We start from the raw sequence: 12,880 nt of genomic DNA on the forward strand, positions 1-12,880 counted from the left end.
GGGACCGAACACATGGAAAGACTGCCCTCGGGGGCACCACTGCACCCGGCGCTCGCACAGGCCGTCGCCGAGGTGCCGCCGCTCGTGCACGGCAGCAGGTCGCTGCGCGCGATCCTGCCGGAGAGCTACCGGCAGGGCGACTTCGCCGACCGGTACCTGGCCGGGTTCGACGACGCGCTCGCACCGCTGATCACCGCGCTGGACTGCCTGGACGCCTACTTCGACCCGCGCACCGCGCCCGACACCTTCGTCACCTGGATGCTGGACTGGAGCCTGACCGACCTGCCCGCCTGCGTGGGCTCGCAGGGGCGGCGCAACGCGCTGCTGCTGGGCCACCGGCTGCACGGGCTGCGCGGCACCAGGACCGGCCTCGACCTGCTGGTGCGCTACGTGCTGGGCGGGCGGCTGGAGCTGACGGAGTCGGGCGGCACGCACTGCGCCGCCGGGCCCGACGACCCGTCGATCCCGGTACCGGGCGCGGCGCGGGCCCAGCTGCGGGTGCTGCTGCCGTACGGGATGTCAGGGGGTCGGACCGGGGTCGCCGAGGACGTGACGGAGTTGCTGCGGGAGTGGATCCCGATGCACGTCAGCGCCGAGGTCGTGGTCGAGGACGACGAGGACCCGCTGCTCGTGCGGGGCGGCGCGGCGGGGGGCTCGTACTGATGGGGGCGGCCCAGTCGGGTCGGCGCGGCTGGCACGTGCAGACCGAACAGGACGTCTGCCCCGGCTGCGGCGTCGTGGCCTACCCGGGCGAGATGTTCTGCGTGTCCTGCGGGGCGTACATGGGGTGGGACGTCACCGGGAGCAACCGGGTGGTGGACCCGGGCCCCCCTGGTCCGGAGCCGCTGACCGGCGACGCACCCGGCGCCCGCGCCGGGCGGGGCGCGCACCGGGGTCCGCACACGGAGACCGGGCCGAAGGCCGGCCCGGGCCCGGAGCGGACCGGCCCGCTCCACGCGGCCGGGCCCGGGGCCGGCTCCGGGTACCCCGCCGGGGGAGCCGGACACCCCGCCGCCGTACCGGCCTCAGTCCCCGCGCCCATACCCGCGTCGGTGCCGATACCGGTGCCGCCCCAGCGGCCCACGCCCTCGGACGCGAACGCCTACGGGACCGGGCCCCAGGCCCCGTACCAGGCCGCGTACCAGACCCCTGACCATGCCCCGTACCAGGCCGCCCCGACCGGCCAGGGCAGCTGGCCGCAAGGGCTGCGCGAGAACCGCGCCGGCCGGGCCACCGACCTCACGGGTGAACTGTTCCGCCCCGACCCGCTGTTCGCGCAGGCGCCCACCGCGCCCGCTCCGCCGACCGCCCGACCGCAGCCGGCCCGCCCCCAAGCCGCCCGTTCCCCCGCGGACTTCACCGCCGCTGCCGCCTCGGCCGCGCCCGTCGGGTACGCGGCCGCCCCGGTCGGATACCCGGCGGCCCCGGTCGGGTACGCGACCCCGGCGGCCGAGTCGGCCGCCGAGCGGACCCAGGTGATCAGCGGCCAGGTGGTGCTGCGCACCGCCCTGCCCGACCCGCCCCCGGCCACCACGGGAACCGGCGCGGGAACGGGGTACCCCCAAGGCCCCCGGGATCCTCGGGGCCGCGGAGACGACGCGACCCCGGCCGCCGGCATCCCGCACCTGCTGCTGTGCCCCGAGTGCCGCCAGCCCAACGCGGAGAACCGTGCGTACTGCCACCCCTGCGGGGCGCTGCTGCGGCCCGAGCCCGAGCCGCCGGAGCCGACCCGTTGGGAGCGGATCAAGGAGGACTACCTGGAGCGCCCGGACGTGTGGCACTGGGACCGGCGTTGGGGCGTGGTGGCCGTCGCCCTGCCGGTGTGCATGGCGGCGGGCATGTCGATGGGCAGTGCGGTGGCGGCCGCACAATCGGCCGTGCCGCTGATCAAGGACCGCTTCCTGTCGCAGTACCAGGTGCCGCCGGACAAGGTGTCCGCGTCGAGCAACGCCAAGGGCTTCGAGGCGAACCTGGCCGCGGACGGCGTGGACAACAAGGCGTGGGCGCCCAAGGGCACCGGCCAGAAGGCGGTCGGGCAGTACTGGACCGCCGACTTCAACGCACCGTTCCGGCTCACGTCCCTGCTCATCATCAACGGCGCGTCCAAGAGCCCGGGGCAGTTCTGGCAGACCGGGCGCCCCACCAAGATCACGGTGACGGCCACCACCACGGACCGCGGCCTGGTGGAGAAGGAGATCACGCTCGGCGGCCAGCCCGGTCCCCAGCGCTTCGACCTGGGCATCGACAACGTGGTGTCGGTCCAGGTCAAGATCGAGGCCGTGAACCCGGGACTGAAGCCCGACATGCCGGTCGCCATGGCCGAGATCCAGTTCTTCAGCAGGCAGGCGACATGACCAGGCGGGCGACATGACCCTACGAGCCGAACTCACCGTCCCCGAGGACGTGATCACCCCGGGCGAGGCCCTCACCGCGCACCTGCGGGTGTGGAACGAGAGCCGGATCGTGGACGCGTACCAGCTGCGGCTGGTCGGGCCGCCCGCGTACTGGCCGGACGCCGGGCCCGATCTCGGGCAGCTGCCCGTCTACCCCGGCAACCACGAGAAGATCAACATTCCGCTCTCGCTGCCCCGGGACAGCGAACTCACGCCCGGCCCGCTGACCTTCGCCATCCGGGTCGCCTCCGTGGAGGACCCGGCCGCGGTGGCCGTCCCCGAAGCGGACATCCAGGTCGGCGAGTTCCACGAGGCGACGATCGAAGCGGACCGGGCGCGCGTCGGCGGGGCGCTGTGGAGCAGCAACCTGGTCCTGGTGGAGAACACCGGCAACGCGACGGCGACGGTGCGGCTGCGCGTGGCGCCGGAGGCCGAGGACGCGCCGTTGGCGGTGTCGCTGCGCCGCTCCCGGTTGGTGCTGAAACCGGGGGAACAGGCCCGGGTGGCCCTCATGACCCGGGTGCGGACCCCGATGTTCACCGGGACGGCCGCCAACTGGCCGATCCTGATCCACCTGGAGCAGGAGCACGCGGAGGACGCCAGCGCCACGTTCACCCACCGGCAGCGCCCGCTGGTGCCCAAGCCGGTGCTCAAGGGACTGATCATGGCGGTGACCGCGCTGGTCGCGTTCGCGGTGCTGTGGATCTCGCCGGTGGGCGGCAAGAAGCCGAAGGTCGCGGCCGAGTCCGCCAAGGGCCCCACCCAGATGGAGGCGGTCCAGCAGGAGCAGAAGAAGGAGGAGGACGCGAAGAAGAAGGAGGAGGAGCAGGCCGAGCAGAAGGCCGAGAAGGACAAGAAGGACAAGGAGGATGCGGGGGCCCTGAAGAAGAAGACGGTGCCCATCTCGCTCGTGGTCAGCAGTCGGCCCGGCGGCAAGCTGGAGGACAGCTACGTCGTGCCCCAGGGCTACCGGCTCGCCTTCAAGGCCGTGCAGCTCACCGGTAGTGGGACGGGCACCCTCTTCGTGCTGGTCTCGGGCATCCAGCAGGCCAGCCAGCCCGTGAACAGTCCCAAGGAGGTCCCCATTCCGGAGACCCTATCGCCGAAGGAGAAGGAGAAGGTCACCCTCCGGCTGGACTGCCAACCGCCGCCGACCGGTGGCCAGTCCCCCGGCCCGGGTCCGTCCGCATCCGCCGGCCCCTCGGCGGGGCCGGGCACCCCCAGCACCTGCGACGCCACCGCGGTGATCGTCGGTGAGCTGATCCCGCTGAAGGGCCCCGACTCCGCGGAGATCAAGCCGCCGGCGTGATCGCAGACCCTCTTCGCCATCGCCCCACACCCCCTCAGGAGCCGACCGTCCCATGAGCATCGTTCAGCACGTAGACGACACCCTGGAGCGCGAGCTGCGCGCCGGCCCACTGAGCGGGGTGAACGCGGAGATCGCCTTCGAGACGCCCAACTCCGACTGGGCGGCCCGGCGTTCGGGGCTGTGCCTGAACCTCTTCCTGCACAGCATCGAGGAGGACGTGGCCAAGCGGCAGGCGGGCGACACCAACGTCATCGACGAGAACGGCGTCGTCGTCGGCCGCAGCAAGCCGCCCCGGTCCTTCCGGCTCGGGTACGCCATGACGGTGTGGGGCCACAGCCCGCGCGACGAGCACCGGCTGCTGGGCACCCTGCTGGAGTGGTGCGTCGCCACCGAGCAGCTGACGCCCGCCCCGTCCGTGTACGGAGGTGTCTCCCTGGCGGAAGGGCCGACGCTCCAACTGCGCGATGTCCCCGACGGCGCCGAATCCCCCGCGTCGAAGCTCTGGTCGGGTCTGGGCACCCCGGCCCGGCCGGTCCTGGACCTGTTGGTGACCGTGCCCGTCAGCCCGCCGGGCACGACGGTGACCACCGAACCGATCCGGGAGTTCGGTCTGCGGGCCGCCACGCTCGATCCGCCGATCGTGCCGCCGGAGCCGCGGCCCCGGGCGCCCCGGCCGCGGGGCACGGCCCGGCCGCGGCGCAACGTGGAGGAGATCGGCCGGAAGTACTCCAGTGGATACACACCGTCATCTTCTGCCCCGGATACGGAGAAATCCGACGCCTAGATTGAATCCCGACACCATCGGGATTCTCGGACCACGGGCGGGGAGGGCAGCACAGTGCGGCAGTTCGGCGGGGGAGCGGAGCGGTACGGCGGCGGAGCGGAGCGGTTCGACGGAGCAGCGGGGCGGTACGGCGCAGGGGTCGGGCCGCTCACCGGACCAGGAGCGGAATCCGGCGAGTGGATCGCACCGACCTTCGTGGTCCGGGTCGCCGGAGTTCCGGCCGGGGAGCTGACCGCGCTGCGCGCCCCCCGTACCTGGGCCGCCGTCGACTCCCTCGTACCGGCGCACCGCTGGCTGGCCGAGGAGGGACGGCAGCTCTCCGGGCTGCTCGCCCGGCTCGCGGGCCGGGGCTCCACGACCGGGGCGAGCGGGCTGCGGCCCGCCGTCACCGAGGTGCGCTCGGCGCTCGCCGGGCTGGTGCCGCCGGACGACTGGGTGTGGGGCCAGCAGGTGTGGGACGCGCTCCCCGTCGAGGTGTGCGAACGCGTCGAGCGGTGGCTCGGCGAACTGGAACGCTACCGGCTCTGCACGGCCGAACTCGCCGGGATCCACGCCGCCGAGAAGCCCGCCACGACCGCCGCCCTGCGCACCGCCGTCGGTGGCCGGAGCTTCCGGCGCGGCCTGGTGCAGGGCAGCCCCGAGGTCTTCGAACAGCTCGACGGGTGGCTTCAGGACCCGGCCGCGCTCCCGGGCGACACCGTACTGCGGCTGCTGGCCCGCCAGGTGGCCCGGGCCGCCACCCGGCCCAGCCGGTACGCGACCTACACCGTGACCGCCGACGGCTCCTTCCGCCACGCACCGCGCACGGACGACGCTCCGGCCGCGCCACCCGACCACGACCGTCGCGGCGACGGGGCCGACCCCGCCCCGCGCAGCGTCGTGGAACCCAGCGCCCGGATGCTCCAACAGCTCGCCCGGCAGCTCGCCACCCGCCCCGAACTGGCCCGCCGCCTCGCCGTACGGGTCAACCCGAGCGCCGTCGAGGAGGACGGCCACCTGTGGTTCCTCAGCGCCGAAACCGGCGAGCCCGTCGCCCGGACGCCCGCGGACGAGGGCGTACGGAGCTGCCTGCGCCTGGTCCGCGAGGCCCCCGGCGGGGCCACCCTCGGCGGGCTGCGCGCCGACCTCCTCGCCCTGGGCGGGCGGACCCCGCGACAGGCCGACGCGCTCGTCGACGCCCTGGCCGCCGTCGGCCTGCTGGAACTGCGGCTCCCCTTCGCCGACCAGGCACCGGACCAGCTGGGCGAACTCCTGGCCTGGCTCGGGCCGCCGGGCGGCCGCTCCCCGTGCCTGCCCTACGGCGCCGGCGCACCGGACACCCCGTCCGCCGCTACCGCTACCGCTACCGCTACCGCCTCTGCTTCCGTTCCCGGGAGCCGGAGCGTGGCCGCGCCGCTGCGCGAACTGCGGCGGCTGCTCAGGGCGTACGAGGACAGCGACAGCCCCGGCGAGCGGGCAGCGACCCGCACCGCCGCCCGGACCGTGCCGTGCCGTGCCGCCCTGGCCCCGACCGCCGACCAGCGGACCCGGATCCCCGCCCGTGCCCGGCCCCGGACGGCCGCCCGCGCCCCCTTCCACGAGAGCTTCCTGTCGGACACCTCCACGGCGCTGCCCTGGGAGCGGTGGCAGCCGGTCTGCGCGGACCTCCAGGCGGTCCGCCGCCTCGCCGGGCTCTTCGACGCCGACCTGCCGCTCAAGCTGGCGCTGGCCTCGGTACTGCGCGACCGGTTCCCGGACGGGCTCCCGCTGCTGTCCTTCTACCGGTACGTCCAACAGTCCGCGCACGCCGTGCACGCCCCGGCGCCCGGCCGGATCGGCGCCGCCGAACTGCTGTCCCTGCTGGCCGGACCGGCATCTCCCGAGGACGACCCCGCCGGAACGGGCGCCGCGCCGGCGGGCAGTACGCTCGGCCCGCTCCGGCAGCTCGCACGGCTGCGCGCCCACGCACTGGCCCTCCTCGGCGACGGCCCCCGGGACCCGGCGGGGCCTGACGGCGCGGGTCCGGTCCGGGCCGGGGCCGACCGGCTCGACGCGTTCCTCGACGAGCTGCCGGCCCATGTCCGCGCGCCGGAGTCCCTCACCTGCTTCGTCCAACCGCTGGAAGACGGTCCGTCGGCCGGGGATCCGGAGCACGACCGCGGCCCCGCTCCGCAGCGGCTCGTCCTCGCGGGCCTCGGCACCGGCTTCGGCGCGGGCCGCGCCCGCTACGAGCGGCTGCGCGACCAGGACGCCGCCCGCCGCGACGCCGACCCGGCCGACGCAACCGCACCCGCGCCCGCGCCCCGCCCCCGCTACACCGCTACCGTGCCCGGCCGCGTGTACGCCGAGACCGACGGGGCGTTCGGCTCGAACCTCAACCTGCGCACCCCCGGCGTCGCCCACCGCATCGACTACCCCTTCACGACCACCGGCGCCGACTGCCCCGAGGAGCGGCGGATCCAGCTCACCGACCTGCGGGCGGTCCTCGACCCGGCCACCGGGCTGCCGGTGTTGCGCTCCGCGCGGCTGGACTCCGTCGTGGTCCCGTTGCACCTGGGCAGCATGGCGGTGCCGCTGCTGCCGCCCGCGCTGCGGTTCCTGGTGCGCGGGTTCGGGGTGCACGGCGCGCCCGAGCGGCTGCCGTGGGACGCCCCGGGACCGCCCACGCCGGCCGGTGCGGTGGGGTTCCGGCCGCGCGTCGAGCTGGGGCGGCTGACCCTGCGCCGGGCCACCTGGCGGCTGCCCGTACGGCTGTTCCCGGTCCGCAGGCCCACCGAGCCCGAGCACACCTACCTGGTGCGGCTGGCCGCCTGGCTGGACGGGCACGGGTTGCCGCGGGAGTTCTTCGCCCGGGTGGTGCCGGGCTGCGGGGCGCCGGGTCCCCGCCCGCTGTACGTCGACGTGGCCGTGCACCCCTTGCTGGCCGCGTTCACCCGCTCCTTGCCGGGCGGGGGCCGGGTCGCCGACGCGGTCCTCGTCCTCCAGGAGGCCCTGCCCGGCCCGGAGCGGCAGACCAGGGCGACCGAGTACGCCCTGGAGATCAATGGACCGGAGGTGCGATGTGGTGAGCAGAGGACACACGGGGTACAAGCAGCCCCTGCCGAGCAGGGGTTGGGCCGCGGCCGATGACTGGGTGAGCCTGCACGTGTACCACTGGGGCGACCAGGACCTGCTGTTGTCCCGGGCCGTGAGCCCATTGGTGCGCGGGCTGGAGGAGGTCGGCCTGCTGCGGGGCTGGTTCTTCCAGCGCTCCTGGGAGGGCGGGCCGCACATCCGGCTGCGGCTGCTGCCGGCCCAGCCCGTGCAGAGCGGCGCCGTGCGTCGGGCCGCCGAGGGGCGGCTCGCCGCGCACCTGGCGGCGCATCCCACACCGGCCCCGGTCACGGCCCCGTCCTACGCCGCGTCGGTCACCGCCTACGCCCGCGCGCACCGCCTGGACGCCGCCGACCGGTCGGTGCGGGCGGCCGACACGGTGGAGGAGGTCCCGTACGTCCGGGAGCCCGACTGGTGCGGGCACGGGGAGGCGGTCACCGCCGTCGAACGGCACTTCGCCCAGTCGAGCAACCTGGCGCTGTCCCTGCTGGCGGGGCCGGCGACCCGGCAGGCCCGGATGAACGTGGCGCTCGCGCACCTGACGATGGCGCTGGCCGCGTCGGGCCTCAGCATCGCCGACTGCGCGCGGCTGACGGACCCCCAGGCGATCCTGGCCCACCCGCGCCCGTCCGAGCGGCGGCGGATAGCGAGCGAGGCCCACGCGACCTACCGGGCGCGGGGCGCGAGCCTGCGCGAGCAGACCCGTCGGCTGTGGGCGGCCGGCGGCGGGCCCCGGCCGGTCGCGCTCCACGAAGACGCCGACCCGCGGGCACTGCGCGGGCGGGGCACCGGCCCGGCCGCCGCGTGGTCGCACTCGGTACGGACGCTGGCCGCCCGGCTGACCACCCTCGCCGCCGCGGGCGCGTACGCCCCCGCGGGGCTGAGCGAGCTGTACCCGGAATCGGCCTGGGAGGGCACCCGACGCCCGCCGGACGGGGCGATCGCCGCCCACCACGTACTGGGCCGGGCCGCCCACCAGTTCACCAACCGGGTCGGCATCGGCTGCCAGCAGGAGACGTACCTCCGGCTCCTCCACGCCCAGGCCGTTCACGACCTGGCCGGGCCGGGGCGTACCTGAACGCGACGGGGTACCGCCCCGTCGTCAGGAACGCTCCGGCCCGCGGCCATCAGGTCGACAGCTTCTTCTCAATCGCTTCGATCCACGCCTTCTCCTCCACGGGGGCGCGGAGGGAGTCGCGCCACTCCGCCTCCGTCAGGATGACCCTGCCGTCCAGGCGCCGGTGCTCGGCGAAGTCCTCGTGGCCCAACTGAAGCGCCCGAAGGAGCTCTTGAGCAGCCTGGGAGGCCGGACCGTCAGGTCCTGCCGCGAGTTCGTACAGCCGCGCGGCCAGCACCTGCCGGGTCGAGGTACCCACCGGGCGCCAGAGGGCGAGGGCCCGCCAGAACTTCGCGCTCGCGTTGAGATCACCCGGCTCCCACGCGGCCCGTTGGTACCGCTTGTAGACGGACCGGGAGACCTTGTACGCCCCCGTCCCGATCGACGCCGCCGCGACGGTACCGGCGACCGCCCATCCGGCGACGGGGATGGCGGCTCCGGCCACGGCCGCGATGCCGATCGCACCCCCGGCGGTCCCCAGTCCGTCGGTACCCAGCTGGGCGGCTCGTTTGACCTGCCGCCGAGAGCGCTGCTCCACGGCGTACTCGTGGAGGCCCGCGAGCTGGTCACGGAGCTCCTGATAGGGCTCCACATGCGCCTTCAGGTCCCTTTGGGCCTCGACGAGCAGGGTGGACACCGCGTGCAGTTCACACGCCAGGTCCCCTGCGTCACGCGGCTCCAGGATCTCCTTGAGGAGCCCGTTCCGCCGCGCGCTCAGTGCCTCGACCTTCTCGACGCACTCCTTGCCCTCCGCCGTGTGCGCGTAGGGAGGCATTCCGGGCCATTCCCGTAGCCGCGCCTTCACGTCGCCGCCGCGGACCAGGCTGCTCACGCCCTTGCCCACGTGATACGCGCCGACGGCGGTACCCACCGGGCCGGTGAAGTACGACATCCCCGCGAGCGCCGACGCCTGGACGTGGAAACCGCTCACGGCGTTCTCCGCCAGGGTGAGGCCGCCCTTGGCCAGCGACACACCCGAAGTGGCCGTACCGATGGTCTGCTCGGCCAGGGACGCCGACTTCGCTCCCAGCGACGTCTGCGCATACGTCATCGGTTGGCTCTGCGGCGAGGATTCCAGGCCCGGTGTCCGTTTGCGCGCATGCCACCGTTTACGCAGTTCGAGGATGTCACTGGCCATGCCGATGGGCCCCGCCGGAAGACCGATGATCCCGCTCACCAGGCCGCTCACCTGATGGGGCAGCACTCCGTGCGCGAGTGCGACGTGCGGGTCCACCTGGGGCGGAGCCGTACCGTACTGATCGAGCACGGCTCTGGGCACGGACGTCACGTTCATGCCCATGCCCCATTGCTGGAGCCTGACGGCCGCCTGGTCGTCCATGCCCTGTTGGGGCGCTTGCTGCGGGGAACTCCGTTGACCCGCTGAAAGAGGAGCGGTTGGGGCGGACGCGTCGAACCCGACCGCGCGATATGACGGCGGCGGTGTGCCACCGCTCTGCAGATCGCCTTTCAACCGCTTGGGGTCGACGAAGGCGTAATTCCCTTTTCCAGGCATTCGTATCCTTCCTGGGGGGCCGGGTATAACCCGGTTCCTGGACGCCGCTATGCGGCTACACCAAGCCTACGCCTATTGGTCTTTGACGATGTGTCCGATGATTCGGAACAGGTCTCCCACAATGAGGTCAAGTCCCAATAGGTCTTTTCGCAGTACTCCTTCGGACAAGGACCGGAGCGAAGGGTCGGGCGAGAGCAACTCACGCTGTCGGCATGGGAAGAAGGATCTCCTGTCCCGCCTTGAGGGTGAAAAGGAACTTCCCGATGGCACGCCTGTTGGACGCGTAAATGCTGGCCCAGAGGTTCATGTTCCCGAGTTCCTTCGTGGCGACGGAGTGCAGTGAGTCCCCAGCCCTCACGGTGTACACGCGGAAGGCTTCCTTCTGACACATGGGCACACGGTTTCTCTTGCAGGTGACCTTGTCCCTGAAGACGAAGTTCGTCCCGGCGGCCCGCTGCGCATCCCTCCACTGGTCCTTGGTGAGTTTGCTGGAGAGCCAGATGCTGCTTCTCGTACAGCGGGTCGCCGCTCACCCCGTTCACCACGAGCACCTGCTTGCGCGGGCCCTGGGGCCGGGGCAGGCACGCGGAGACGCCGTCGGCGCCCTTGCGCGCCGCGTGCACCGGGCCGAGGCGTGTGGGGGCGGCTCGGGGCTCAGCCCACCCGGCCGAAGAGGCGGCCGAGTTTGGTGTATTCCGTCTCGATGCCCGCGAGGAGGTCCTCGCCGTTCACCGGGCGGCCCGCCGCCGCCGCTTCGAAGGCGGCGCTCTCCACACAGGCGCGGATGCTGCCGCCCGCCAGGTCGTAGGCCTGCGCGAGGACGTCGACCGGGAGGTCCGCGGGGGCGGCGTCGCCGAGGAGGCCGCGCCACAGCTGGGCGCGGACGTCGGGGCCGGGGCTCTCGAAGTGGACGACCTCGTCGAAGCGGCGGGTGAAGGCGGAGTCGATGTTGGAACGGAGGTTGGTGGTGAGGATCGCCAGGCCGTTGAAGGCTTCGAGGCGTTGCAGGAGGTAGCCGCTCTGCATGTTGGCGTGCCGGTCGTTGGAGCCCTTGACCTCGCCGCGCTTGGCGAACATCGAGTCGGCCTCGTCGAAGAGGACGACGGCCTGCAGTGCCTCGGCCGCGGAGAAGACCCGTTCGAGGTTCTTCTCCGTCTCGCCGATGTACTTGGAGACGATCGACGGCAGGCTGATGACGTACAGGTCCAGACCCAGCTCGTGTGCCACGGCCTCGGCGCCCATGGTCTTGCCGGTGCCGGACTCTCCGGCGAACAGGGCGGCGGTGCCGTGGCCGCGGCCGCCGCCCCGGCGCATGCCCCACTCCCGGAAGACGTCCTCGCGGTGGCGGACCCGCGCGACCAGCATGTCCAGGCGGCGGCGCACGGCACCCGGCAGGACCAGGTCCTGCCAGCCGACGGCCGGCTCGATGTGCCGGGCCAGCGAGCCGAGCTCGGCCGCCGCCCTGAGCCGGGCGGCGGCGCGCACCTCGGGCATGGCGGGGGTGGCGGCGCGCAGGGCGTAACCACGGTGCAGGCGCTCCACGGTGGCGGAGGCGGCCGCGCCGATCTGTTCCCGCGGATGCCGGGCGACGGCGGAGCGCAGGTCGCTCTCGACGGGCAGCGGGGCGTCCCACTCGAAGGCGGACCAGGGCTGGGCGCCGTAGAGCAGCAGGGGCAGCGGGGCCGCGTCGAGGTGGGAGACGATGCGGCGCAGCATGTCGGTGCGTTCGGCGGTGGCCGTACCGGGAGGGGGCACGGGCAGCAGGACGGCGGCCCCCAGCAGCCGGGCCTCCAGGGCGGTCTGCTCGGCGAGTCGCGAGGGCGGGGTGTCGGCGGCGGCGACGACGAACGCCTCCGGGTCGAGGAGCAGCGGCACCAGACCGTGGGCGGCGAGGGCTTCCCGGGCGGCGGGGAGGGCTTCGCCGCGAATGCCCTGGCGCAGATATCGGGTGCGGTCGGGGTCCGTACCCAGCGCGTCGCAGAGGGCAGCGGCGTGCTCGGGATCGGCTCCGTGGGCGGCTCCGGGGAAGGCCGGCAGTACCCGCAGCCAGGGCGCGCCGCCCGCTTCGGGGCCGCCGTCGCGGCCGACGAGGAAGTCGACCAGCCGGCCCGGGACCTGGAGCAGCCTGTGGGGAAACGCCTCGGCGGGATCCTCGTAGACCAGCAGCCCCGCTTCGAGCAGGGGCGAACCGGGCCGCAGCAGACCGGAGGCGATGGCCTCGGGCACGGTGATGCCGTGGGTGGAGAGGGCCACGGAGACGGTGGGACGGGAGGAGGGCCGGCCGCTCAGGAACCGGAAGGCGGTGCCGCAGACCGGGTCGAGTTCCGGGAGCAGACAGGTGAGCAGGAGGTCCGTCTCCCGTTCGGTCAGGCCGAACCCGCGGACCAGCCGGGCCAACCGGTCGCCCTGCGCGTCGAGTTCGGCCAGCTGCCCGGCATCGGGCCACCGGGGCCGGGTGCGGGACGGGCGCGGGCGGTCCTGGCGGTCCTCACCGTCGGAGTGGTCTGCGAAGTCCGCTTCGTACGTCTCGTAGGCCTCGTCCTCCTCGTCCACTTCCGGCGGCGCGTCGGCCGGGGCGCCGGTCTCGTGGCGTATGTAGAGGTGTCGAAGCCGTTCCTCCACGGCGTCGACACGTTCCCTGAACAGGGAGACGGGCGTGGTGCGGATGGGCGTCGCTGTCATGCGGGGGCGG

Annotated in this window: 9 protein-coding genes; 6 read left to right on the forward strand and 3 right to left on the reverse strand. The window is 73.8% G+C overall.

Annotation, left to right across the window (positions count from 1 at the left end; genetic code table 11):
• Positions 1-12 precede the first annotated feature (12 nt).
• The 6 genes from ACIQWR_RS20125 to ACIQWR_RS20150 are packed head-to-tail and all read left to right on the forward strand — an operon-like array spanning position 13 to position 8,636.
• Positions 13-663, forward strand: a complete 651-nt coding sequence (locus ACIQWR_RS20125) for a hypothetical protein (protein WP_404011136.1) — start codon at positions 13-15, stop codon at positions 661-663.
• Positions 663-2,354, forward strand: coding sequence for an NADase-type glycan-binding domain-containing protein (locus ACIQWR_RS20130; RefSeq protein WP_404011138.1), 1,692 nt, complete (start codon positions 663-665; stop codon positions 2,352-2,354). The genes ACIQWR_RS20125 and ACIQWR_RS20130 overlap by 1 nt, the downstream gene beginning before the upstream one ends.
• Positions 2,355-2,367: 13 nt before the next feature.
• Positions 2,368-3,702 carry a hypothetical protein gene (locus tag ACIQWR_RS20135; protein WP_404011140.1) on the forward strand — a complete coding sequence of 445 codons (1,335 nt, stop codon included), beginning with the start codon at positions 2,368-2,370 and terminating at the stop codon, positions 3,700-3,702.
• Positions 3,703-3,754: 52 nt separating this feature from the next.
• A complete protein-coding gene (locus ACIQWR_RS20140) occupies positions 3,755-4,486 on the forward strand; it encodes a DUF4255 domain-containing protein (RefSeq protein ID WP_404011142.1) in 732 nt (243 codons plus the stop codon).
• A gap of 54 nt (positions 4,487-4,540) precedes the next feature.
• Positions 4,541-7,594 carry a lantibiotic dehydratase gene (locus ACIQWR_RS20145; protein WP_404011145.1) on the forward strand — a complete coding sequence of 1,018 codons (3,054 nt, stop codon included), beginning with the start codon at positions 4,541-4,543 and terminating at the stop codon, positions 7,592-7,594.
• The gene (locus ACIQWR_RS20150) at positions 7,530-8,636 is read left to right on the forward strand and encodes a lantibiotic dehydratase C-terminal domain-containing protein (RefSeq protein WP_404011148.1); all 1,107 of its coding nucleotides are present in this window, start codon (positions 7,530-7,532) and stop codon (positions 8,634-8,636) included. Before ACIQWR_RS20145 ends, ACIQWR_RS20150 begins: the two co-directional genes overlap by 65 nt.
• Before the next feature lie 49 nt (positions 8,637-8,685).
• Here ACIQWR_RS20150 and ACIQWR_RS20155 read toward each other — a convergent pair whose 3' ends face one another.
• The 3 genes from ACIQWR_RS20155 to ACIQWR_RS20165 form a co-directional block, all read right to left on the reverse strand.
• A complete protein-coding gene (locus ACIQWR_RS20155; protein ID WP_404011150.1) occupies positions 8,686-10,014 on the reverse strand; it encodes a hypothetical protein in 1,329 nt (442 codons plus the stop codon).
• A gap of 373 nt (positions 10,015-10,387) precedes the next feature.
• On the reverse strand, positions 10,388-10,579 hold the full coding sequence (locus tag ACIQWR_RS20160) for a LysM peptidoglycan-binding domain-containing protein (protein WP_404011153.1): 192 nt from the start codon (positions 10,577-10,579) through the stop codon (positions 10,388-10,390).
• Positions 10,580-10,842: 263 nt separating this feature from the next.
• On the reverse strand, positions 10,843-12,870 hold the full coding sequence (locus tag ACIQWR_RS20165) for an ATP-binding protein (protein ID WP_404011155.1): 2,028 nt from the start codon (positions 12,868-12,870) through the stop codon (positions 10,843-10,845).
• Positions 12,871-12,880 lie beyond the last annotated feature (10 nt).

This window comes from Streptomyces sp. NPDC098789 (genome assembly GCF_044759975.1).
In the GTDB taxonomy this organism is placed as follows: Bacteria; Actinomycetota; Actinomycetes; order Streptomycetales; family Streptomycetaceae; genus Streptomyces.